This is a genomic window from Streptosporangium sp. NPDC048886 (assembly GCF_055586905.1).
Genome location: NZ_JBVJHH010000014.1, coordinates 180,238 through 201,647, shown reverse-complemented (window position 1 = coordinate 201,647; position 21,410 = coordinate 180,238). Strand labels below are relative to the sequence as shown.

Annotated in this window: 22 protein-coding genes; 11 read left to right on the top strand and 11 right to left on the bottom strand. The window is 72.3% G+C overall.

Features of this window, described 5'->3' with window-relative positions; genetic code table 11:
• The gene (narI, locus tag ACZ6R6_RS19710) at positions 1-726 is read left to right on the top strand and encodes a respiratory nitrate reductase subunit gamma (protein ID WP_470095196.1); all 726 of its coding nucleotides are present in this window, start codon (positions 1-3) and stop codon (positions 724-726) included.
• Positions 727-795: 69 nt separating this feature from the next.
• On the opposite strand, the gene ACZ6R6_RS19705 is transcribed toward narI, so the two are convergent.
• The 5 genes from ACZ6R6_RS19705 to ACZ6R6_RS19685 all read right to left on the bottom strand — a co-directional run bounded on the left by ACZ6R6_RS19705 (position 796) and on the right by ACZ6R6_RS19685 (position 8,753).
• Positions 796-1,875, bottom strand: a complete 1,080-nt coding sequence (locus ACZ6R6_RS19705; RefSeq protein ID WP_470095194.1) for a glycoside hydrolase family 19 protein — start codon at positions 1,873-1,875, stop codon at positions 796-798.
• An 87-nt stretch (positions 1,876-1,962) separates the two neighbouring features.
• The gene (locus tag ACZ6R6_RS19700) at positions 1,963-4,002 is read right to left on the bottom strand and encodes a carbohydrate binding domain-containing protein (protein WP_470095192.1); all 2,040 of its coding nucleotides are present in this window, start codon (positions 4,000-4,002) and stop codon (positions 1,963-1,965) included.
• A gap of 78 nt (positions 4,003-4,080) precedes the next feature.
• Complete coding sequence (locus ACZ6R6_RS19695; RefSeq protein ID WP_470095190.1) at positions 4,081-5,766, bottom strand: fibronectin type III domain-containing protein; 1,686 nt, start codon at positions 5,764-5,766, stop codon at positions 4,081-4,083.
• A gap of 8 nt (positions 5,767-5,774) precedes the next feature.
• On the bottom strand, positions 5,775-7,349 hold the full coding sequence (locus tag ACZ6R6_RS19690; protein WP_470095188.1) for a chitinase: 1,575 nt from the start codon (positions 7,347-7,349) through the stop codon (positions 5,775-5,777).
• 711 nt (positions 7,350-8,060) lie between these two features.
• On the bottom strand, positions 8,061-8,753 hold the full coding sequence (locus ACZ6R6_RS19685; RefSeq protein WP_470095186.1) for a nitroreductase family protein: 693 nt from the start codon (positions 8,751-8,753) through the stop codon (positions 8,061-8,063).
• 107 nt (positions 8,754-8,860) lie between these two features.
• Here ACZ6R6_RS19685 and ACZ6R6_RS19680 point away from each other — a divergent pair, with 107 nt between their 5' ends.
• Positions 8,861-9,334 (top strand): Lrp/AsnC family transcriptional regulator, encoded by a 474-nt coding sequence (locus tag ACZ6R6_RS19680; protein ID WP_306856678.1) that lies wholly within the window; start codon positions 8,861-8,863, stop codon positions 9,332-9,334.
• A 92-nt stretch (positions 9,335-9,426) separates the two neighbouring features.
• Here the strand turns inward: ACZ6R6_RS19680 and ACZ6R6_RS19675 are convergent, their stop codons facing one another.
• The gene (locus ACZ6R6_RS19675; RefSeq protein WP_470095184.1) at positions 9,427-10,482 is read right to left on the bottom strand and encodes a sigma-70 family RNA polymerase sigma factor; all 1,056 of its coding nucleotides are present in this window, start codon (positions 10,480-10,482) and stop codon (positions 9,427-9,429) included.
• A 73-nt stretch (positions 10,483-10,555) separates the two neighbouring features.
• On the opposite strand from ACZ6R6_RS19675, the gene ACZ6R6_RS19670 reads away from it, so the two are divergent.
• Both ACZ6R6_RS19670 and leuE read left to right on the top strand, forming a co-directional pair.
• Positions 10,556-11,392, top strand: coding sequence for an alpha/beta fold hydrolase (locus tag ACZ6R6_RS19670; protein WP_470095182.1), 837 nt, complete (start codon positions 10,556-10,558; stop codon positions 11,390-11,392).
• 194 nt (positions 11,393-11,586) lie between these two features.
• Positions 11,587-12,237, top strand: coding sequence for a leucine efflux protein LeuE (gene leuE / locus ACZ6R6_RS19665; protein WP_306856675.1), 651 nt, complete (start codon positions 11,587-11,589; stop codon positions 12,235-12,237).
• On the opposite strand, the gene ACZ6R6_RS19660 is transcribed toward leuE, so the two are convergent.
• Positions 12,218-12,562, bottom strand: coding sequence for a luciferase domain-containing protein (locus tag ACZ6R6_RS19660; protein WP_306856674.1), 345 nt, complete (start codon positions 12,560-12,562; stop codon positions 12,218-12,220). The genes leuE and ACZ6R6_RS19660 overlap by 20 nt on opposite strands.
• 325 nt (positions 12,563-12,887) lie before the next feature.
• Between ACZ6R6_RS19660 and ACZ6R6_RS19655 the strand changes: the two genes are divergently transcribed.
• Together ACZ6R6_RS19655 and ACZ6R6_RS19650 are read left to right on the top strand one after the other, a co-directional pair.
• Positions 12,888-13,523, top strand: coding sequence for a VC0807 family protein (locus ACZ6R6_RS19655; RefSeq protein ID WP_470095179.1), 636 nt, complete (start codon positions 12,888-12,890; stop codon positions 13,521-13,523).
• A gap of 141 nt (positions 13,524-13,664) precedes the next feature.
• Positions 13,665-14,510, top strand: coding sequence for an arginase family protein (locus tag ACZ6R6_RS19650; protein WP_470095177.1), 846 nt, complete (start codon positions 13,665-13,667; stop codon positions 14,508-14,510).
• 103 nt (positions 14,511-14,613) lie between these two features.
• Here the strand turns inward: ACZ6R6_RS19650 and ACZ6R6_RS19645 are convergent, their stop codons facing one another.
• Positions 14,614-15,567: a hypothetical protein gene (locus tag ACZ6R6_RS19645; protein ID WP_470095175.1), complete on the bottom strand. Its 954-nt coding sequence runs from the start codon at positions 15,565-15,567 to the stop codon at positions 14,614-14,616.
• Positions 15,568-15,726: 159 nt separating this feature from the next.
• Here ACZ6R6_RS19645 and ACZ6R6_RS19640 point away from each other — a divergent pair, with 159 nt between their 5' ends.
• Complete coding sequence (locus tag ACZ6R6_RS19640; RefSeq protein ID WP_470095173.1) at positions 15,727-16,200, top strand: TspO/MBR family protein; 474 nt, start codon at positions 15,727-15,729, stop codon at positions 16,198-16,200.
• On the opposite strand, the gene ACZ6R6_RS19635 is transcribed toward ACZ6R6_RS19640, so the two are convergent.
• Both ACZ6R6_RS19635 and ACZ6R6_RS19630 read right to left on the bottom strand, forming a co-directional pair.
• Positions 16,168-16,848 carry a response regulator gene (locus tag ACZ6R6_RS19635; protein WP_306856669.1) on the bottom strand — a complete coding sequence of 227 codons (681 nt, stop codon included), beginning with the start codon at positions 16,846-16,848 and terminating at the stop codon, positions 16,168-16,170. The genes ACZ6R6_RS19640 and ACZ6R6_RS19635 overlap by 33 nt on opposite strands.
• Positions 16,845-18,017 (bottom strand): sensor histidine kinase, encoded by a 1,173-nt coding sequence (locus ACZ6R6_RS19630; protein WP_470095233.1) that lies wholly within the window; start codon positions 18,015-18,017, stop codon positions 16,845-16,847. The genes ACZ6R6_RS19635 and ACZ6R6_RS19630 overlap by 4 nt, the downstream gene beginning before the upstream one ends.
• A 259-nt stretch (positions 18,018-18,276) precedes the next feature.
• Between ACZ6R6_RS19630 and ACZ6R6_RS19625 the strand changes: the two genes are divergently transcribed.
• Positions 18,277-18,906, top strand: coding sequence for a DedA family protein (locus ACZ6R6_RS19625; protein WP_470095171.1), 630 nt, complete (start codon positions 18,277-18,279; stop codon positions 18,904-18,906).
• Between the two features lie 12 nt (positions 18,907-18,918).
• On the opposite strand, the gene ACZ6R6_RS19620 is transcribed toward ACZ6R6_RS19625, so the two are convergent.
• Positions 18,919-19,320, bottom strand: coding sequence for a lipocalin-like domain-containing protein (locus ACZ6R6_RS19620; RefSeq protein ID WP_470095169.1), 402 nt, complete (start codon positions 19,318-19,320; stop codon positions 18,919-18,921).
• A 219-nt stretch (positions 19,321-19,539) separates the two neighbouring features.
• Between ACZ6R6_RS19620 and ACZ6R6_RS19615 the strand changes: the two genes are divergently transcribed.
• From ACZ6R6_RS19615 to ACZ6R6_RS19605, 3 genes are read left to right on the top strand one after another with little or no spacing between them, the layout of a single operon-like run.
• Positions 19,540-19,686, top strand: coding sequence for a hypothetical protein (locus ACZ6R6_RS19615; protein ID WP_470095167.1), 147 nt, complete (start codon positions 19,540-19,542; stop codon positions 19,684-19,686).
• Entirely contained in the window at positions 19,680-20,411 is a 732-nt protein-coding gene (locus ACZ6R6_RS19610; protein WP_470095165.1) for a DUF998 domain-containing protein, read from the top strand. Before ACZ6R6_RS19615 ends, ACZ6R6_RS19610 begins: the two co-directional genes overlap by 7 nt.
• Positions 20,412-20,445: 34 nt before the next feature.
• Entirely contained in the window at positions 20,446-21,378 is a 933-nt protein-coding gene (locus tag ACZ6R6_RS19605; protein WP_470095163.1) for an acyl-ACP desaturase, read from the top strand.
• The last annotated feature ends 32 nt before the right edge of the window (positions 21,379-21,410 follow it).

Below are 21,410 nucleotides of genomic sequence, written 5' to 3'. Positions count from 1 at the left end.
GTGAGCTGGACGGAGATCGCATTCTGGGTGGTGGCGCCGTATCTGACGCTGGTCCTCCTGGTCGGCGGGCTGATCTGGCGCCACCGCTACGACAAGTTCGGCTGGACCACCCGCTCCTCGGAGCTGTACGAGAGCCGGCTGCTGCGGATCGGCAGCCCGCTGTTCCACTTCGGGCTGCTGTTCGTGATCATCGGCCACGTGTTCGGGCTGGTGATCCCGGAGAGCTGGACCAGCGCGGCGGGGCTGGGCGAGGCGGCCTACCACGCGGCCGCGCTGGCAGTGGGGGGCGTCGCGGGGTTCTGCACGCTGGCCGGGATCGCCCTGCTGATCTACCGCCGCCGCACCACCGGACCGGTCTTCATGGCCACCACGAAGAACGACAAGATGATGTACGTCGTGCTGGTCGCCGCGCTGCTCGCCGGGCTGGTGACCACGCTGCTCAGCGCCGCCTTCCAGGCCCACGACTACCGCCAGACGGTCTCCCCGTGGTTCCGCGGGATCTTCTACCTGCAGCCCGACGCCGGGGCCATGGCCCGCGCCCCGTGGACCTTCAAGCTGCACACCCTGGTCGGCATGCTGCTGATCGCGCTGTTCCCCTTCACCCGCCTGGTCCACGCCTTCGCCGCCCCGGTGGGCTACCTGTTCCGCCCCTATGTGGTCTACCGCAGCCGCGCCGCGACCGACCGCCAGGCCGTGCGGGCCCCTCGACCGGGATGGGACCGGTGAGCGGGGGGCCGGTGCGCGGTCCTGGCGGCCAGGGACGGAACGCCCGCGGCGACCTCCGGGGTCGTGCGCTCAGCAGCTCAGGTTGCCGCCGGGGGTGGTGCCGAGGATCTGGACGAACCGCTGGTAGGCGTTGATCCGGCTCTGCACCTGCGCGGGGTTCCTGCCGTTGCACTCCAGGGCGCCGTTGATGCTGCGGATCGTCTCGCCGAAGCCGGCGCCGTTGACCATCGCGTTGTGCGGCGTCATCGTGCCGGGGCCGTTCTGGGTCATCCAGTACCAGATGCCGGTCTTCCAGGCCACCGCTGGGTCGTTCTGCACCAGGTTGGGGTTGCGGAGCAGGTCGATGCCGAGCGCGTCACCCGCCGCCTTGTAGTTGAAGTTCCAGCTCAGCTGGATCGGGCCGCGTCCGTAGTAGGCCGCCTGACCGGCGGGGCAGCCGTAGGGCTGGCTCGCGTCGCAGTAGTGCGGATAGTTCGCGGTGTTCTGCTCGACGATGTGGACCAGGCCGCCGGTCTCGTGGTTGACGTTGGCCAGGAAGGCCGCAGCCTCCTGCCTCCTGACGGTGTCGCTGCCCGTCCTCGCGAAGCCGGGGTAGGCGTTCAGCGCCGTGACCAGGCCGTTGTAGGTGTAGAAGGGGTTGCGGCTCGGGAACATCTGGTCGAACTGCGCCTGGCTCACCACGAAGCCCGAGGAGGGCGGGTCGGTCGGCGGCGTGGTGGGACCGCAGGGGTGCGGCTCCCAGTACCACGTGCTGATGACCGGGTCGTAGCCGGGATTGTCGTGCTCGGCCCGGTAGAACTTGCCGTCGGTGTACTTGACGATGTCACCGGTGACGTACGGCCGTCCGGCCACCCAGTTCGGATAGGAGCAGCCCGGTCCGGAGGTGGGCGTCGGGGTGGGGGTGGTGCCGCCGCACGTCCCCTGGTCCGCCCAGACGTCGGCGGTGCCCGGGACCTCGTTCTGGGTCCACCACTTCGCCGACCAGTTGTGACCGTTGTGGGAGGCGACGGCGCCGCCGGTGTAGACGGCCCCGGAGTTCCACGGGGTGGCGCAGCTCGCGGCGGAGGCGGCGGACATCGGCACGACGACCGCGAGCACGCCCGCGACCGCCATCGCGGCCAGTGCCGCCATGATGCGGTTTCTCGACATTCGATCACTCCTTCACGCGGTGGGGGCCGCGCAGGTGGAAGGTGACCTCGCCGCCGGGAGTCCGTCTCTCCCGGCGGCGAGGGGCTCTCAGCCCAGGCCGTTGAGGTAGGCCCGGTGGCTGCGGGAGAACTCCAAGGAGTTGTACTTGTCCCAGTTGATCGACCAGGTCATCAGGCCGCGCAGGTTCGGGTAGACGCCGCGCGGCTTGTACGGCCCGCAGTTGGTGCCCTTGGCCAGGCAGTCGAAGGCCTTCTGGACCTCGGCCACCGTGGTGAAGCCGTTGCCCGCGTAGGCCGCGGCGGGCAGGCCGATGGCGACCTGCTCCGGGCGCAGGGCGGGGAAGACGTTGCCGGGGTTGCCGGCGATCGGGAAGCCCGCCAGGAGCATGTCGGTCATGGCCACGTGGAAGTCGTGGGTGCCCATGGTGTGATACTGGTTGTCGAGCCCGGTGATCGGCCCGGAGTTGTAGTCCTGGACGTGCAGCAGGGTCAGGTCATTGCGCATCGCGTGGATGACGGGGAGGTAGGAACCGGCCCGCTGGTCGGCCGAGCCGCTCGCGCCGGGGCCGTAGAACTGGTAGCCGAGCTGGACGAAGAAGGTCTCCGGGGCCATGGTCAGCACGAACTTGGCGCCGTATCTGGCCTTGAGGGTCTTCAGCGCCGAGATCAGGTTGACGATGACCGGGGTGGTCGGGGCGGCGAGGTCGGTGTCGCCCGGGTTGAGGTAGAGCGAGTGGCCCTCGAAGTCGATGTCCAGCCCGTCGAGGCCGTACCTGTCGATGACGGCGCCCACCGACTGGACGAACTTGTCGCGCGCGGCCGTGGTGGTGAGCTGGACCTGGCCGTTCTGGCCGCCGATCGAGATCAGCACCTTCTTGCCGAGCGCCTGCTTGGCCCGGATCCCGGCGACGAAGTCGGCCTCCGACTCGACGCCGGGGCACTCGGCGGCCGGGCACTGCTGGAAGCGGATGTCACCGGAGGTCACCGAGGTCGGCTCGCCGAAGGCGAGGTTGATGACGTCCCACTCGTTCGGCACGTCGGCCATCCGGATGTAGCCGGAGCCGTTGGCGAACGAGGCGTGCAGGTAGCCGACCAGCACCCGCCTGGGCAGGTCGCCCGAGCCGCCGCCGACCGTGGCGGAGACCTGGCCGGACCTGGCCGACTCCCCCGCCGGGTTGTGGGCGCTCACCTGGTAGGTGTGGGCGCCCGCGCCGGGAGTGTCGGTGTAGGCGGTGGTGGCCGGCGAGCCGACCTTGGCGCCGTCGCGGTAGACGTTGTAGCCGCTCGCCCCGGCGGAGGCGCTCCAGCGCAGCGTGACGTCCGCGCCGCTGACCGTGGCGGTCAGCCCGGCCGGGGTGGCCGGGGGAGGCGGGGTGTCGTTGCCGACCGTCACCGGGACCTGGTTGGACCTGGCCGACTCGCCCGCCGCGTTGACGGCGCTCACCTGGTAGGTGTAGCTGCCCGGGCCGGGGTTCTCGGCGTGGGTCGTGCCGGTGACCGTGGCGACCTTGGCGCCGTCGCGGTAGACGTTGTAGCCGGTCGCCCCGGCGGAGGCGGCCCAGTTCAGGGTGGCGGTGGTGACGTTGCCCGTGCCGGTCAGGCCGGTGGGCGCCGCGGGGGGCTGCCCCTGGCCGGGCGGGCCGTCCAGGACGACGTCGTCGGCCTGGTAGGCGCCCTGGCCGTACCAGCCGTTGACGTGGATCGTCACCGACGTGGTCGCGGCGCCCGTGGTGAACGCCCTGCTCAGCTGGGAGTAGGCCGACGGCGACGACGTCCACGTGCTCTGGTCCGTCGTCCCGGTGCCGCTCACCCCCAGGAACACGTAACCGCCCCGCACCCACGCCGACAGCGAGTACGACGAGGACGGCTTCACGCTCACCGTCTGCTGGCAGCGCGCGGTGTCGCTGCCGGCCGGCGTCGCCTGCAACGCCTTCGACCCGCCGTGCACCGGTGACGACACCGCCGTGGCACCCGAGGACGCCGAACACGTCCACCCCGCCAGATCGCTCTCGAATCCCGGATTCGACGCGATGTTGGCGGCGTGGGCGGGCGACGCGGCGAGCATCGTCCCGCTCAGCGTCAGTACGGCCGCCGCCGCGAGTTTCCTGAGGTTCAACCGAAGATTCATGACCTGCCTCGTGAGGCTGAGTAGGGGTGTCACGGTGGCGGGGCCCGCACCCCGGGCACGGGGTGCGGGCCGGGCCGGCTAGAAGCCGGCGGTGATCTTGGTGAACTCCCAGTCGGCCTGGGCGATGCCGCTGCAGTTCTCCTGGACGCCGCCGCCGGGGCAGGGGCGGTCACGGTTGACCGACCAGAACGCGAAGCGGGTCAGGCCCTTGGACTTGGCCCAGTCGCGGATCTGCGTCCACTGCGCCGGAGAGGTCTGCTCCTGCTGGTCGGACAGGCCGTTCATGCCGGAGATGCCCATCCGCGCGTAGGCCTGGGCGTCGGTCCAGCCGTTGGCCGACTTGAGGGCGTTCTTCAGGCCCTCGGAGGCGTTGATCGTGCTCTGGTACATGTTGGCGCCGCCGCCGAAGTCGAACGGCATGATCGTGTAGTTGTCGATCGGCACGGCGAGCGCCTTGGCCTGGTTGATCAGGCGGATGCCGGGGGCCGTCGGGCCGCTGGTCGAGGTGCCGAAGGTGACGACGACCTTGACGTTCGGGTTGTTGGCCTTGACGATCTTCAGGCCGTTGAGGATCCGGTCCTGCACGGTGTAGTTCTCGAACTCGTCGGTGTTCTCGATGTCGAAGTCGACCACCGCCGGGCCGACGGCGTTGATGACCTGCTGCACGGCGCCGGCGAAGGCGGCCGGGGTGGAGCAGTTCGGGCCGAGCTTGTTGCCCTGCCAGCCGCCGAAGGAGATCTGCACGCTGCCGCCGGCGGCCTTGATCTGGTTGATGGCCGCCTGGTCGGCGCCGCCGGTCAGCGGGCGCTGCCCGTCCCAGGCCGGGTTGCAGCCGCCGCTGGACAGGATGAACGCCATGGTGAAGGACTTGATGCCGGTGGCGTTCATCACCGTGACCGGGCTGGGCGGGTCGCCCCAGCCGGTGTAGAGGTAGGGCGCGCCGTCCATCTTGCCGCCGGGGGTCGGGCAGCCGGTGGTGGTGCCGGTGACCTGGGCGCTGGGGGCGGACTCGCCGACGGAGTTGTAGGCCCTGACCGTGTAGGTGTGCGCCTCGCACGTGCCCAGGCCGGAGACCGTGGCGGTGGTGCCGGTGACCTGGGCGCGCTGGGTGCTGCCCTCGTAGACGCGGTAGCCGGTCACGGTGCCGGACGACGCGCCCCACGACAGGGAGAGGCTGCCGTCGGTCGAGCCGGTGACCGACGGGGCGCCGGGCTGGCCGGGCGTGCCGCTGCCGGAGGTGGTGGCGGTGACCGGGCCACTGACGCCGGAGAGGTTCCCGGCGGCGTCGCGGGCGCGGACGGTGTAGGTGTAGCTGGTCGAGGCGGTCAGCCCGGAGTCGGTGTAGGAGGTGCCGGTGGCGGTGGTCACCAGGGTCGAGCCCCGGTAGACGTTGTAGCCGGTGACGCCGACGTTGTCGGTGGAGGCGTCCCAGGCCAGCGAGACGCTCGACGAGCTCGTGCCGGTCACGCGGAGGTTGCCGGGCACGCTGGGCGGCGTGGGGTCACCGCCGCCGGTGGCCACCTTCCACAGGGCGGGGACGTTGGACGGCTCCCAGCCGGGCAGGGACGTGTGGCCCTGGATGCATTCGTAGTCGACGCCGTTGTAGGTCACCTGGGCGCCGACGGCGTAGGCCGTCCACGCCTGCCACTGGGGGGCGGCGAACACGGCGGCCGCCTGGGGCGCGGCGTTCGCGGCGGCGGTGAGCCCGGTGAAGGTCATCGCCAGGGCGGCGAGTACGGCGAAGGCCATGCGACGTGATCTCATGCGCATTCCTAGGGGAGAGTCGCGAGATGCGGCTTGACGGTCCTGGAGAAGTTCCAGTTGTTCGAGGCGTCCCAGTTGATCGACCAGGTCATCGCGCCCCGGATCTCGGGGTAGGCGCGCGGCGGCACGAAGCTGCCGCAGCCGGTCCGGGTGGCCAGGCAGGTCAGTGCCTGGTTCACCAGGGAGGGGGCGACGATCCCGCCGCCGGCCGCGCCGGGTCCGGCGGGCAGGCCGAGCGCCACCTGGTCGGGGCGCAGGCCGTTCTCCAGCTGGATGCAGGCCAGCGCGGTCATGAAGTTGACCGTGCCCTGCGAGTAGGCGGCCATCTGGTCGCAGCCGAGCATCGAGCCGGAGTTGTAGAACTGGGTGTGGACGACCGTGAGGATGTCCTTGATGTTCAGCGCGAGCTTGAAGTACTCCGCGCCGGTGGACTGCATGTCGATGGTCTGCGGGGCCATCGTGATGATCAGGCCCGCGCCCGCCTTGGCGCGCAGCGCCCGCAGCGCCTGGCCCATGTAGGTGGCGTTGAGGCCGTTCTCCAGGTCGATGTCCACGCCGTCGAAGCCGTAGCTCTGCATCAGAGCGTGGACGGAGTCGGCGAACTTCGTCGCCGCGGCGGCGCTGGCCACCTGCACGCGGCCCAGTTCGCCGCCGACCGAGAGGATGACCTTCTTGCCACGCGAGTGGAGCGTCTGCACGTCGGCCTTGAACTGGGCGTCGGTGTAGCCGCCGAGGGAGGCCGACAGGCCGGGGTCGACGCTGAAGACGACCTCGCCGGGGGTGGTGGTGGACTCGCCGAAGGCGATCGCGACCAGGTCGTACTCGTTGGGCACCGCCGACAGCTTGAGCTCGACGGCCGGGTTGTCGAAGTTGTGCCAGTAGCCGGTGAGGAAGTGCTTGGGCAGCGGGTTGTCGGGGCAGCCGGTGGTGGTGGCGCCGGCCGGGTCACTCCTGGGACCCTCACCCGTGCCGTTGTAGGCCGCGACGGTGTAGGTGTGCGCCTCGCACACCCCCAGACCGGAGACCGTCGCCGTCGTAGCGGTCACCGTGGCCTTCAACACCGCGCCCTCATACACCCGGTAACCGGCCACCGTGCCGCTGGAGGCCCCCCACGACAGCGCGACGCTGTTCGCCCCGCCCGTCGCCGTCACCGAACCCGGCTTGCCGGGCGCGGTCTCCCCGCTCCCGCCGCAGTCGGCGCCGTTGAGCTTGCAGCCGGTCGGTACGGCGACCGCTCCGCCGGGGGTGCCGAGGAAGCCGAAGCTGACGCTGCCGCCGGCCGGGACGCTGCCGTTCCAGCCGACGTTGGCGAAGGTGAAGTGCTGGCCGCTGCGGGTCAGCGTGGCGTCCCAGAAGGATCCGACGCTCACCCCCGCCGGGAGGTCGAACTCGACCTTCCAGCTCGTCAGGGCCGTGGTGGAGTCGTTTTTGATCGTGTACTTGCCCTCGAAGCCGGAGCCCCAGTCGCCGACCTTGACGAAGGTGGCGGAGGCCGAGGCGGCCTGGGCGGGGACCGCGGCCATCATCGCCAGGATGAGGGCCGCCACGGCGACGAGAGATCGAGCGATGACGCAAAATTTCACGTTGACCTCATGGATTCGGTGGGGGGTGGCCGTACGGCTCGCACCCCCTGGGGGGTGCTCCTCGGGGAGAACGAGGAGGCGAGGCGCGAGCCGTACGGCGGGTAGGGCACGGTCCCGGCCCCGCAGGAAGGGCGGGAGCGCGCCGTGGATCAGCGCGGCCGTGCCCGGCGCGGTGGTGAGGGGCCGCCGTCACCGGTCCCCTCGGGACATCGCCCCGGACGGGTCGCCGGCCCTATGTGCCCGCCCGTCCCGGCGGCGGGGCGGGGATGGCGGAGGCGCCCGCGGCGCCGGCTCCGCCTGGTGGGAGTGGCGCGGGAAGGGGGCTTGCTGGGGCAGTCAGGACAAGTAAGGGGAGGGCGCGCCGCATGATCGCTCCCATCAGAGGGGAACTCGGGGGGATGAGGCGTCCGGACGGTCGGACTTCAGGCAGTGACGACTGCCGTCGTCGGGTTTCCGCAGCTGGCAATCCGGTCGGTCGGCGGCGGACGGGCCATGGAGGCTCCCCTTGGACATTTCTTTTAGGAAAGTTTCCTAAGAGTTGTCGCGATCGTAGCCTTGACAGACTTTCCCCACAAGGCCCAAAAACTCCAGGTTTCAACGACCCAGCTGGGCACGTTCCACCCCCCGCGCGGCCTGGTGTCGCGGAGGCGGCGACGGCGGCGGAGGCCCCGCGCGGCCGCCCGCCGCGGGGTGCCTCCGCCGCGCCGGACGTCAGACCATGGCCTCCGACAGGGGCTTGCGGACCAGGTCGGGGACCTCTGCGTCGTCGGCCGCGTAGCCGATCGGGAACAGGATGTAGGGCCGCTCGTTGCCCGGGCGCCCGCAGATGTCGGTCAGGAAAGCCATCGGGTTCGGGGTGTGGGTCAGCGTGGACAGGCCCATCGCGTGCAGGGCGGCGATGAAGAACCCGCAGGCGATGCCGACGCTCTCGTTGACGTAGTAGTGCTTGACCCTGGCTCCGTCGGGACGCACGCCGTACTTCTCCGCGAAGCAGACCACCAGCCACGGCACCGTTTCGAGGTAGCCCTTGTCCGAACCGGTCTCCAGGTGGGCCAGGGCCGCGCGCCACTCGGGGGTCAGCCGCCCGCCCTCGTAGTTCTGCCGCTCCTCGACCTCGGCCGCCTCCCTGATCCGCTTCTTCGTCTCCGGGTCGCCGATCACCACGAACTTCCACGGCTGCTGGTGGGCCCCCGAGGGCGCGGTGTTGGCCGTCCGGACGGCCAGCTCCACGCACTCGCGCGGCACCGGCTCGTCGCTGAAGAACCGCACGCTCCGGCGCAGGTCCATGTGCTCGTAGAACTCCCGGCCCCGCGTCACCATCTCGCCCTCGGGGTAGCGCACGGGCCGGTACGGGATGAACGGATGGGAATGCTCCCGCGCCACGATCGCCTCCATAGTTGACATATATGCAGGCGTAGTCTGAATCGCAGCCATAAGCGGGGCAACAGCGCGGCCGATCCGCTGGCAGATTGCCAGTATCGGGTACGGACCGCACTCCGGAGGTGGACAGATTGGCAGCTCGGAGGGACGGCCTGGACGGACTCGACCGCAAGGTGCTCCAGCTGATCAGGGAGCGCCCCCGGACCGGCCTGCTGGAGATCTCCCGCCTCCTCGGCGTCGCCCGGGGCACCGTCCAGGCCCGCCTGGACCGGATGGTCGCCGACGGCGTGATCACCGACTTCGGCCCCAACCTGTCGCCGCGCGCCCTGGGCTACCCGGTGCAGGCCTTCACCACCCTTGAGGTGGAGCAGATCTCCCGCGCCGACATCTCCACCGCCCTCGCGGCCATCCCCGAGGTCCTCGAAGCCCACATCGTCACCGGCCCCGGCGACGTCTGGTGCCGCATCGCCGGACGCGACCACGAGCACATCCAGCAGATCATCGACCAGACCCTGGCCATCCCCGGAGTACGGCGGAGCAGCACGGTGATCACCCTGTCCACCGTGGTCCCCCACCGGGTCCAGCCGCTGGCCGACGGCCGCTGAACCGGGCCCGCCGGCGGGACGGCGGACGCGGTCGCCGGCGTGACCGGCCGTCGACGCGGCGGCCGGCCCGTCGTCGCGGGGGCCGTCCCGGGTCAGGGCAGTGAGGCGGGCAGCCCGAAGGACGCGAAGTGGTCGGCGCCGACGAACGAGGTGATCTCGGCGATCCGCTCGCCGCGCAGGGTCAGCACGTTGATCGACCAGCCGAGGTGCGCGCCGGCGCCGTCGTTCCAGAGGTAGCAGCCCACGCCGGGCTGGCCGTTCGCACTGGTCGGCAGGTGCCGCCAGTTCCCGCATCTGGTCAGCGGGATCTGCACGGCGAAGTCGGTGACGGCCCTGAGGCCGTGGTACCAGTGTCCCAGCGGCGGCATCGACCAGGTGACGTCCTCGGTGAGCAGCGCGACCAGGGCGTCGGCGTCGCCGCGTTCCAGCGCGGCGGAGTAGCCGGCGACGATCTCCCGAACCCGGGCGTCGTCGATCTGGCGCAGCGTCTGCTGCTGGGTGACGGAGGGGACCTTCTCCGCCACGACCTTGCGGGCCCGGGCCAGGGCGGAGTTCACCGACATGGTCGAGGTGCTCATCATGGTGGCGATCTCGGCGGCGGAGAAACCGAGGACCTCGAACAGCAGCAGCGCCGCCCGCTGGTTGCCCGGCAGGTGTTGCAGCGCGGCGACGAAGGCCAGTTCGACGGCCTCGCGCTGCTCGTAGCGCGCGCCCGGGCCGGCCGGACCGTCGCCGAGGCCCGCATCGGGGTAGGGCCCCAGCCAGGCGACCTCGGTCAGCGGGACGTCGCCGACCACGGTGCGGTCGCTGGAAGGGCCGAGGTCGACCGGCAGGGCCCGCCTGCCGCGGGTCTCGATGGTGTCCAGGCAGGTGCGGGTGGCCACGGTGTAGAGCCACGAGCGCAGCGAGCTGCGCCCCTCGAAGCGCGCGAGCCCCCGCCAGGCCCGCAGCAGGGCGTCCTGCAGGGCGTCGTCGGCGTCGTGGGTGGAGCCGAGCATGCGGTAGCAGTGGGCGTGCAGCTCCCGGCGCAACGGCTGGACCAGGCGGGTGAAGGCGGCGTCGTCCCCCTCGCGCGCCCGGGCCAGGTCGGGGTCCTCGGCACCCTCCGCGGCCGGGCCGGCGGGCCGTGCGGAAAAAACTTCGCTCACGAGCGACGATTCTGCCCCACGGCGGGAGTCCCTTCTCCGACCGAGCACCGCAGCACCGTCGCAGGAGATTCCGATGAACCGCACGACGACCGTCACCTCCGGCTCCCTCAAGGTCCCGGGCGCCACGCTGCACTACGAGGTGCGGGGCCAGGGCCCCCTCGTGGTGCTCGTCGGCGCCCCGATGAACGCCACGTTCTTCGCGCCGCTGGCCGACCTGCTCGCCGCCGACCACACCGTGCTCACCACCGACCCGCGGGGCCTCAACCGCAGCCCCCTCGACGACCCCGACCAGGACTCGACCCCGGAGATGCGCGCCGACGACCTCTCCCGGCTCCTGACCCACCTCGACGCCGGCCCGGCCGCGGTCTTCGGCTCCAGCGGCGGCGCCGTCAGCGCGCTGGCGCTCGCCGTCGCCCATCCCGGGCAGGTGCACACCGTGATCGCGCACGAGCCCCCGCTCAACCGCCTGCTCGACGACCGGGAGGAGCGCGACGCCGCGGTCGAGGACATCATCGCCACCTACGTCTCCGGCGACGTCGCGGGCGCCTGGGCCAAGTTCATGGTCAACGCCAACATCGTGATGCCCGAGTCCGAGGAGTCCGGCGCGCCCGTGGCGGCGCCGGACGAGCCCGATCCGCAGCAGGTCGCCGACGAGCGCTTCTGGTTCCTGCACGAGATGCGCGCGACCACCCGCTGGGAGCCCGACATCGCCGCCCTGCGCGCCGGGCCGACCCGCGTCGTGGTCGGCGTCGGCGTCGAGTCGGCCGGTCAGCTCTGCGACCGCACGTCAGCCGCGCTCGCCGCGGCGCTCGGCACGGCGCCGACGGCCTTCCCCGGCGGCCACATCGCCTTCTCCGACGACCCCGACGGATTCGCCCCCCGGCTGCGCGCGGTCCTGCACGGCGGCTGAGCGACGGCGCCGCGAGCGCGGCGCGGGCCGTCGGAGCCCCGCCTGGCCTGACCGGCCAGGCGGGTGGACCGGGGAGGTCGGCGGGCCCGGGTCGCCTGGTGGGGCAGATGGCGGTCGCGGGCACCGGCCGGACCCCGTGTCCGCCATGGGGAGTACCGTGATACGGATCCCGTAACGCCCCCTGGAGCACCACTATGTTCTTCGGCATAACCGATATATGGACCTATGTCACCGGCGCCTTCTTCATCATCCTGCTGCCCGGTCCCAACTCCCTCTACGTTCTCACCACCGCCGCGCAGCGCGGGGTACGGCAGGGCTACCGGGGCGCGATGGGGGTCTTCCTCGGCGACACCATCCTGATGGCGCTCGCCGCCGCCGGGGCCGCCTCGCTCCTGCGGTCGACGCCGATCCTGTTCAACGTCGTCAAATACATCGGAGCCGCCTACCTGGCGTGGATGGGGCTGCAGATGCTGCGGGGGGCCTGGCGCTCCTGGCGGGCGGGCGGGACCGCCGAGTCCGTCGCGGCGGCGGAGCCGAGCGCGGACAACCCCTTCCGCAAGGCCCTGGTGATCAGCCTGATGAACCCGAAGGCGATCCTGTTCTTCATCGCGTTCTTCATCAACTTCGTGGACCCCGGCTACGGCACGCCCGCGCTGTCGTTCCTGATCCTGGGCGCGATCTGCCAGCTGTTCAGCGTGCTGTACCTGTCGATGCTGATCTTCGGCGGGACCTACCTGGCCCACCAGTTCCGGGCCCGCCGCAAGCTGTCGGCCGGGCTGACCTCGGGGGTGGGCGCGCTGTTCATCGGCTTCGGCGCGCGGCTCGCTACCGCGACGCTTGGTTGACCTTGATCGCCACGCTGACGAGCGAGAGGAACAGGTCGGCGTCGGCCTTGCCCTCGATCGTCATGGTCACCCACCCGGCGTCCCGGCCGGGGGTGACCCGCCGGCAGTCGGTGAGCACCCGGGCCCACCGGTCGATCACGGCCGTGGTGAGCAGCAGCTCCGCGGTGTGATCCCCCGACATCCTGACGATCTCCCGGCCGCTGGTCCGGAAACCGATCCCCCTGCGGGTGCGTTTCAGTGCCAGATCGGGCCAGCGGACGAGCTGGGCCGCCACATTCGCGACACCCTCGGTTGACCGGTCGGACGTGTGCGCGCGCACTGCCATGCATGAATCGTCTCGGACCGGACGTCATCGGGAAAGCTCCCGTTTCCTAACCGTTACGGCCACACCGTACTTCCCATGGGGCCGTCGCCCCTCACGGCCGGCACCAGGGCGGGCCGGGCCGTGCGGCCGGCGGCGGGAGCGGGCGGGCCATACGGCCTTGGAAGGTTATAGGGAAGGCATGCATTCGGTTCGGGTACGGTAAGTGGCCCGCCGACACCGGACGGCCTCGCCGTGCGCCCATACGTCGGATCCGACAGGTCTGACAGTCCCCTGTCGGGGTAGGCGCGGACCCAGCGCCGGTCATTCCACCGTCCCGTGGAGCGTTATGAGCCATCCACCCGTCGTCCTCCCCCGTCTCACCGTCCTGGCCCGGCAGGCGGTGCCGAAGGTCCTGGAAGGCGTCATCGCCCCCCTCGCCGTCTTCTACGCCGCGCTGGCCGTCCTCGGCGAGCACGGCGCGCTGATCACCGCGGTGAGCTGGGTGTACGCCGGAGTGGGATGGCGGTTGATCCGGCGGGTCCCGGTGCCGGGGACGATGGTCCTGGCCGCCATCGCGATCACCGTGCGGGCGCTGCTGGCCCTGTGGAGCGGGAGCATGAAGCTCTTCCTCCTCCAGCCGGAGCTGGGCACGATCTGCATCAGCATCGTCTTCCTGGCCTCGGTGCGGCTGAACCGCCCGCTGGTGCAGAAGCTGACCCTCGACTACATCCATCTGCCCACGGCGGTGCTGAAGCACGAACGGGTCCGCCGGTTCTTCGCCCGGATCACCCTGCTGTGGGCCTTCGTGCTGCTGGTCAACTCCGCGGTGAGCATCTGGCTGCTGGTCCACCAGTCGGTCGGCACCTACCTGCTGGTCCGCACCTCGGTCGTCGCCCTGATCAGCGGCCTGGCGGTGGCCGTCTCCGTCTACGCCTTCCGCCGCGTCCTGCGCCGCCTGCACCACGACCCGGCCCCCGCCTAGGAGCGCGCCGCGGGGGCGGGGCGAGGAGGGCCCGGACCGCGCGGCGCGACGGCGGCCCGCGGGTGCTTGTCCCGGTTGCGGGCGCGTCGAGCGAGGACCCCGGAGTGGACCTCGCCGGGTCGACCGGGCGAGACTGCGGAGATGCAACAGGAGAAGCCGGGCCCGCCCGGGGTGACGGTCGTGGAGGTGCCGCAGTGGCAGGGGTCGTCCTCGGCCACCGCCTCGCGGCTGGGCGAGGGCGCGGCGCTGCTGGCCGCCATGGTCCCCGACGCCGAACGGGTCACCGTGCGGGTCGGCCCGACGCTCGCGGAGACCGCCGAGCGGACCCGCGCGGCGCTCTCCCACGCGCGGGAGCGCTTCACGGTCACGGTCGGCGGGGACTGCGGGGTGGAGCTCGGACCGATCGCGACGGCGGCACGGCGCCACGGCGAGCGGCTGGCGGTCGTGTGGTTCGACGCTCACGGCGATCTCAACACACCCGCCTCGTCCCCCTCGGGGGCCTTCCACGGCATGGTGGCGCGCACGCTGCTCGGTGACGGCCCGCCGGAGCTGGTGCCCGACCGGCCACTCCCGCCGGAGCGGCTCGTCCTGGCCGGGGTGCGGGCGCTGGATCCCGCCGAGCGCGACTACGTCCGCGCTGCGGGGATCACCCACCTCGGCGTGGCGGACCTGGCCGGCCTCGTCGAGGCGGTGGCGGAGACCGGCGCCGGAGCGGTGTACGTCCACGTCGATCTCGACGTGCTCGACCCGGGCGTGTTCGCCTCCGTCGGCGTCCCCGAGCCGGGCGGGCTTCTCCCGGCGGAGCTCGTCGCCCGGGTCGCCGCCCTGGCGGAGCGTTTCGAGATCGTGGGCCTCGGCGTCACCGAGTACGAGCCCGGGCGGCCGCAGGACAACGACCTGCTCGCCGGGCTGGTCCCCGAACTGGTGCGGGCCTGCCTCGGTCCGGACGCCCGGCGGAGCGGGCGGCACGCGGAGGCGCGAGCGTGACGCGCCCGGCGGGCTCCGGCCGCGGACGGAAGCGCGAGCGTGACGCGCCCGGGCGGCTCCGGCGGCGGACGGGGCTCGCCCGGCCGGAACGGGGCTCGCCCGGCTAGGAGCGCTCGCGCTCGACCAGGGCGAAGGCCCCGGCCAGGCCGATGACCAGACCGGCCAGCACGGTGAACAGGGTCACCAGTTCCAGCGCGCCCCCGCCGGAGCCGCCGGATCTCAAGGCGCTGGGCGTCAGCGTGACCAGCAGCCCCCACATCGACCAGCCGAACATGCCGCCCGAACCGAGCCAGGCGAGCGCCACCGGCATCCAGAGCGGCCGCCCGGACCTGCGGCGGACGACCGTCAGCAGGCCGGCCGCCCCGGCGACCGGCAGCACGGTGTTCACCGCGTTCTGCAGCCAGGAGGCGGGGGGACGGCCGGTGAGCGCCCCGGCGGGCAGCCCGAGGGGGACGCCGAGGAGCCAGCACAGGTTGAAGGCCGCCAGGACCACGGCGACGGCCACGGCCCCCCGGGCGACGAAGGTCTGCAGCTCCAGCGTCGGCCCCGCCGGGCCGTCCGAGGTCCGCCGGGTGAACACGCCGGGCCAGCGCAGGCGCGCGTGGTGGACGAAACCGGCGACGAGCCCGAGCCCCTGGCAGACGAAGCCGGTGTAGACCACGGCGAAGACCCATCCGGCCACCGGGCCACTGCCGGGGAGCGGGCCGCCGGTGAACAGGCCGACGAGGAAGGCCGGCACGACCACGGCCGCGAGCGAGGCCAGCAGGCCGATGCCCACCCACATCGGTGCGAGGATCAGCCCGGCCGGGATCCGGCGTCCCCAGGGCCGGACGAAGGCCAGCGCGACCAGCAGCGCCACCGCGTCCAGGCCGAAGGTCAGCAGGTTGAGGCCGAAGAAGCCGCCGTCCTGGAGCACCGCCGGGTCGTCGATGCCGGCCGAGCCCCCGGTCAGCCAGGTGAGTTTGAGGGTGAGGTAGGGCAGCGTGCCCGCGACGGCCACCGCGGTCGCCGTCAGTTGGAGGGCCCCTGCCCGCGTGTCGTCGCTCACTCGTGTCATGCCCGCGACTCTTCCCGTCCCCCTCCCCCCGCTCCTCCCCCCGCGTGGGGATCCGCCTCCCCCGCACGGGGGTGGGAGGCGGGTCCCGGAGACCGGGGGAAGCCCCCGGGGCGAAACCGGCCGGGGGTAGGTGCACGAAGGAGAGGGCAGGGAGGTTTCATGGTCATCGCGCAACAACCGAAACGCTGGGCGGGGCTGCCGGTCTTCGCCGCCGCGCTGGTGCTGGTGGCGGCGGTGGGATCACTGTCGGCGGTCGACGCCGGCGGCGAGTATCTGGCGCTGGAGCGGCCGCCTTGGGCGCCGCCGCAGTGGCTGTTCGGCCCGGCCTGGACGGTGCTCTACATCATGATCGCGATCTCCGGCTGGCTGGCCTGGTCGGCTCGGGGCTGGACCTCCGCGCTCGGGGTCTACGCCGCCCAGCTCGCCCTCAACGCGGCCTGGACCCCGCTGTTCTTCGGCGCGGGCCGGTACGGCCTGGCCTTCGCCGAGATCGTCGTGCTCTGGGCGGCGATCGTGGCCACCGTCGTCCTGTTCCGGCCGATCAGCCGGGCGGCCGCCTGGCTCCTGGTGCCCTATCTGCTCTGGGTCACCTACGCGGCCTCACTGAACTTCGCCATCTGGCGGCTCAACTGAGCCGAGCAGCCCGGCCTCGTGGGCGAGGATCGCGGCCTGGACCCGGTTGCGCGCCCCGAGCCGGGTGAGGATCGCGCTCATGTGGGCCTTGACGGTCCCCTCCACCAGGTAGAGGCGGCGGGCGATCTGCCCGTTGGACAGCCCCTCCCCCACCAGGGCCAGCACGTCGCGCTCGCGTGGGGTGAGGGCGGCCACCTGCTCGCGGGCGGCCGCCGCCCGGGTCATCCGGCCGCCGGCGAGCTCGGTGATGACCCGGTGGGCGACGCGCGGCGAGAGATAGGCGGCGCCGTCGGCCACCGCGTGGATCCCGGCCAGCAGCTCACGCGGGTCGCCGGACTTGAGCAGGAACCCGGCGGCGCCCTCGCCGAGCGCCCGGGCGATGTAGTCGTCCTCGCCGAAGGTGGTCAGCATCAGCACGGCGGTGCCGGGCGCGGCCCGGCGCAGCTCGGCGGCCGCCGCCAGCCCGTCCATCCGGGGCATCCGGATGTCGAGCAGGACGACGTCGGGACGGTGGCTCAGGGCCAGCTCGACCGCCTGCCGGCCGTCGCCCGCCTCCGCGACCACCTCGATCTCCGGGTCGGCGGCCAGGATGGCCCGCACCCCGGCCCGGATCATGACCTCGTCGTCGGCCAGCAGCACCCGTATCACGTCGCTCCATCCTCGTGGGGGAAACGCGCGACGACCTGGAAGCCGCCGCCCTTCGGTCCTGATTCGAACGTGCCGCCCGCCAGCCGCACCCGCTCACGCAGCCCTATCAGACCCAGCCCGCCGCCGCGGAGCCGGGCCGGCGCCGTCTGGGCCGCCTGGTTGGTCACGCTCACCGTGATCTCGGCGGCGGACCTGAGGACCTCGACCGTCACCGCGGAGCCGGGGGCGTGCTTGGTGGCGTTGGTCAGCGACTCCTGCACGACCCGGCAGGCCGTGTGGTCGCGCAGCGACTCCGCGCCGCGCAGCTCCACCCGCACGCCCGACTCCCGCGCCCGGTCGACGATCTCGGCGACGCTCTCCTGCGACGGGGTCAGCGGCGCCTGGTCGCCCGCGCGGAGCACGCCGATGACCCGGCGCAGGCGCTCGGTGGTGTCGGCGGCGGCCTCGCGGAGCTCCCCGACCGCTCTGCGGTGCCGTTCGGGCAGGTCGGGGGCCATCTCCAGGGCCGCGGCGCGCAGGGCGATGAGCGCGAGGTCGTGGCCGAGGGAGTCGTGCATGTCCTGGGCGATGCGGTTGCGCTCGCGGAGCTGCGCCTGGTCGACGACCAGGCTCCGCTCGCGGGCGCGGCGCTGCGCCAGCCGGCCGACCCCCCACGGCAGCAGGCCGGACAGCAGGACACCCGACAGGGCGGGGATCCAGAACTGCGTGGTCACGGCGTCGGGCCGCGGACCGCAGGAGGAGGCCGTGCTCAGGAGCGCGCCCACGCCCAGGATCGCGGCGAAGGCCAGCGTCGCGGGACGCGGATCGGCCGTCCGGCGGCCGGCCAGGTAGGCGAGCACCATGATCGCGGGGGTCAGCGTGTTCAGCGGCCACACCTTGACCGGGTCGTCGAGCTGCCAGAGATGGACCGTGGCCAGGCCCTCGCTGACGTTCCACGAGCCCGCTGCCAGGACGAGCAGCATGGCCACCGGCGGAGCCCCGCGGCTCACGAGCACGGCGGCCCCCAGCACGACCACCTCGGCGGCGGCCCAGCCCGGCGACGCCCAGCCGGTGGCCGGCTCCCACCGGGGAGGGACGACCGGGGCCACGGCCACCGGCAGGCACAGCAGAACCCACAGCCACAGGTCGCGCCGGACCTCCCGCCGGCTTGACCGCCGGATCCGTCTCATCACGCCTGTGACGTTACAAGGCCGCCACGGCCACGCGTCTCGGTCGGAGGTAGCAGACCTCCCCTGACGAAAGTAGGGGGTCGAGGCGTCCGATCGCGCGATGTGCCGTCCCCTGTCCGCTCCCTAGGTTCGAGGAGACGGATCCCTGAGGGATCTCAGGGGCAAGGTCCGCCGGCTTCCGGGGCCGCCCCCGATGCCCGGAGAGCGGCGGGCCGTCAACGTGCTGTAGGAGATCTCCCCCACACCCGTAGGAGCTGCTGTGACACAGGCCATCCTCGACGCCCTGCACAATGTGATGACCTCGCCCTGGATCTATCTGGCGCTGTTCGCGGTGGCGATGCTCGACGGGTTCTTCCCCGTGGTGCCCGCCGAGACGGCCGTCATCACGGCGGGGGTGTTCGCCGCCTCCACCGGCGCGCCGAACCTCGCGCTGGTGATCGCGGTGGCGGCGCTGGGCGCGTTCGCCGGCGACCACGTCTCCTACGCCATCGGACACACCACCGGCAACCGGCTGCGCGAGGGCAGACGCAGCGGCAAGGCGTTCGCCTGGGCGTCGAAGGCGCTGGCCGAACGGGGCGGGCTCGTGCTGGTGGTGGCCCGATACATCCCCGGCGGCCGGACCGCCTGCACCCTCACCATGGGCGCGGTCGCCTACCCCCGGCGCTCGTTCGCCCTCTTCGACGCCGTCGCCGCCGTCTCCTGGGCGCTCTACTCAGGACTGATCGGCTACGTGGGGGGCGCGGCCTTCGAGAACGACCCGGTAAAGGGTCTGCTGCTCGGCCTGGGCATCGCTCTGACGATCACCGCGGTGGTCGAGGCGGTCCGGCACGTGCGGCGCGGCCGGGGCGCCGGGGAGCCGGAGCGGGCCCTCGCCGGCCTACGCGACTGACCGCCGCCGCGCTCAGGCCCGCCGCCAGATCAGCGTGTGCCACCTGCCGTTGTCGGCGGCGGCCAGGATGAGTCGGTTGCCGGCGAAGTTCACCTCGTGGATCCGGGTGACCCCGGAGAGCGCCGGATTGAGCGCCATCTCGATGTCGTGGGCCACGTGGCCGTCGCGGATCTCGTAGCGGCCCGAGTAGCACAGGAACGACGCGGCCGCCTCGGCCCGTTCCTGGGGCGAGGCCTGCGAGAGACCGGCGCCGGGCAGCGGCGGGCGCCCCGCCCGCGCGATGGTGGCGCTCATGTGGCCGTCAGGGGTGTAGCAGAGCAGGCCCACCGCGTCGCGGCCGAAGGGGTGGGAGGTCCGACCGCCCGGGTGGGTGATCCGCCACTCGACCAGTCGCCAGGCTCCGACCAGATCCATGCCCGCGAAACTATGATAATCGAAGTCAGCCGGTCAACTGCCCTGACCTTGATATCAGGGAATTCTCCTCCAAGTCAGGGCAGACCCCCTATGGCTCCGGCACCGCCGGGCACGGGACGCTGCCACTGGTCCACCGGAGGGCCGCCCCGGACGCCTCCGCGAGACGTCCGGACCGTCCCGCCATGTCTTCACCCGCGATGAGAGATGAGAGGAGTGCGCATGACTGCAGTGGCCGCCGGCCTGGCGCCGCCGGGACCGCCGCGCTCCGCGCCCCGGAGCGCACCGCAGCGGTCCGGGGCGTCGGCCCATGACCACCCGGCCTCCCCGGCCCGGCCCGGAGCGATCCACGAGGAGGCGGCGTGGTGAACACGGCCCCGGCACGGCGCCCGCCCGCAACGACGGCGGACCCGCAACGGCACCGGCCCGCGACGGCCGCGGCCCCGGTGCGGCGCTGGCCGGGGATGGCGGGGGCGGTCGCCGCTCTGGCCCTGACGGCCTACGCGCACGTGGCCGCCGCCGGCCCGGTGGATCCGATCAGGGACCCGGTCGGCGGCCCCACGCCGTTCGACGCCCGCGTCTGGGCCATGACCGGCGGCACGATCATGCTGGCCATGGCCTGCCTGTGGGTCGCCTACGGCCTGGCACGCGTGGACCCGGCGCGCAGCGCCGCGGCCCGCGTCCTGTCCGTCGCCGGCGCCCTGGGGCTGCTGCTCACCGCGGTGTTCCCGGCCGACGCGGCCCCCGGTCCCACCCCGGCCGACGGGGAGATCCACAGCTGGTCGGCGGCGGTGGTCTTCACCGCGCTGCCCTGCGCGGGCTGGATGCTGGGCCGCCGGTTCCGGAGTCCGGCGCTGTCGGCCCTCAGCGTGCTGTCGGTGGCGCTCCTGGCCGTGTTCCTGGCCGTCCGCCCGGGCTCGCCGGCCGCGGAGCTGATCGGCGGCTCCGACTACCACGGCCTGGTCGAACGCCTGCTGCTGCCGGCCGGGGCGGCTCTGGTGTTCCTGGCCGCCCGGAGCACGGGAACCCTACCAGGCAGTAACAAAGGTGACATATCCCGCTTACCGACCCCCGCTTTACCTACGCTAACGTAGGTTACGGTTCCGTAGTCAGTGAGGGAGAAGCCATATGCGAGAGTTCAGCCAGACCGAGCTGCTGCTTGAGCTTGAGCCCGTTGTCGCCGGGGAGCTGGACCGTCACCACAAGGTGGCCAAGGAATGGTTCCCCCACGAATACGTCCCGTGGTCCGAAGGCAGGGACTACGACGGCGTCTTCGGCGGCGACGCGTGGGTCGAGACCGACTCCAAGCTCCCCGAGGAGGCGCGGGTCTCCCTCATCGTCAACCTGCTGACCGAGGACAACCTCCCCAGCTACCACTACGAGATCGCCACGGCCTTCGGCCGCGACGCCGCGTGGGGCACCTGGGTGCACCGCTGGACCGCCGAGGAGGGCCGCCACGGCACCGCGATCCGCGACTACCTGACGGTCACCCGCGCGGTCGACCCCGTCGCGCTTGAGCGCGCCCGCATGACGCACATGGGAGAGGGGTTCACCAACTCCTACGAGGGCGTGCTCCACTCCCTGGCGTACGTCTCCTTCCAGGAGCTGGCCACCCGCATCTCCCACCGCAACACCGGCAAGGCGTCCCAGGACCCCAACTGCGAGCGCCTGCTCGCCAGGATCGCCGCCGACGAGAACCTGCACATGCTCTTCTACCGCAACCTGCTCAACGCGGCCTTCCAGCTGACCCCGAGCCAGACGATGCGCGCCGTCACCGACGTGGTGACCACCTTCCAGATGCCCGGCACCGGGATCGAGGGCTTCACCCGCAAGGCGATGACCATCGCCAACGCCGGAATCTACGACCTGCGCCTGCACCTCGACGACGTCCTCATGCCGGTCCTGCGCCAGTGGGCCGTCTTCGACATGAAGGACCTCGACTCCGAGGGCGAGAAGGCCCGCGAGGAGCTGTCGGACTTCCTCGCCCGCCTGGAGGTCTCCGCCTCCCGCTTCGTCGAGCGCCGCGAGGCCCGCCGCGCCCGCCAGGCCGCCCAGGCCTGAGCCCCGGGCTCCCGAGGGACCGCCCACCGGCG

Coding starts and splice junctions, on each gene's coding strand:
- ACZ6R6_RS19645 (WP_470095175.1), bottom strand. CDS start 15,567: ATGACACGAGTGAGCGACGACACGCGGGCAGGGGCCCTCCAACTGACG.
- ACZ6R6_RS19655 (WP_470095179.1), top strand. CDS start 12,888: ATGAGCCATCCACCCGTCGTCCTCCCCCGTCTCACCGTCCTGGCCCGG.
- ACZ6R6_RS19650 (WP_470095177.1), top strand. CDS start 13,665: ATGCAACAGGAGAAGCCGGGCCCGCCCGGGGTGACGGTCGTGGAGGTG.
- ACZ6R6_RS19620 (WP_470095169.1), bottom strand. CDS start 19,320: ATGGATCTGGTCGGAGCCTGGCGACTGGTCGAGTGGCGGATCACCCAC.
- ACZ6R6_RS19630 (WP_470095233.1), bottom strand. CDS start 18,017: ATGAGACGGATCCGGCGGTCAAGCCGGCGGGAGGTCCGGCGCGACCTG.
- ACZ6R6_RS19615 (WP_470095167.1), top strand. CDS start 19,540: ATGACTGCAGTGGCCGCCGGCCTGGCGCCGCCGGGACCGCCGCGCTCC.
- ACZ6R6_RS19605 (WP_470095163.1), top strand. CDS start 20,446: ATGCGAGAGTTCAGCCAGACCGAGCTGCTGCTTGAGCTTGAGCCCGTT.
- ACZ6R6_RS19685 (WP_470095186.1), bottom strand. CDS start 8,753: ATGTCAACTATGGAGGCGATCGTGGCGCGGGAGCATTCCCATCCGTTC.
- ACZ6R6_RS19705 (WP_470095194.1), bottom strand. CDS start 1,875: ATGTCGAGAAACCGCATCATGGCGGCACTGGCCGCGATGGCGGTCGCG.
- ACZ6R6_RS19695 (WP_470095190.1), bottom strand. CDS start 5,766: ATGAGATCACGTCGCATGGCCTTCGCCGTACTCGCCGCCCTGGCGATG.
- ACZ6R6_RS19640 (WP_470095173.1), top strand. CDS start 15,727: ATGGTCATCGCGCAACAACCGAAACGCTGGGCGGGGCTGCCGGTCTTC.
- leuE (WP_306856675.1), top strand. CDS start 11,587: ATGTTCTTCGGCATAACCGATATATGGACCTATGTCACCGGCGCCTTC.
- ACZ6R6_RS19700 (WP_470095192.1), bottom strand. CDS start 4,002: ATGAATCTTCGGTTGAACCTCAGGAAACTCGCGGCGGCGGCCGTACTG.
- ACZ6R6_RS19660 (WP_306856674.1), bottom strand. CDS start 12,562: ATGGCAGTGCGCGCGCACACGTCCGACCGGTCAACCGAGGGTGTCGCG.
- ACZ6R6_RS19670 (WP_470095182.1), top strand. CDS start 10,556: ATGAACCGCACGACGACCGTCACCTCCGGCTCCCTCAAGGTCCCGGGC.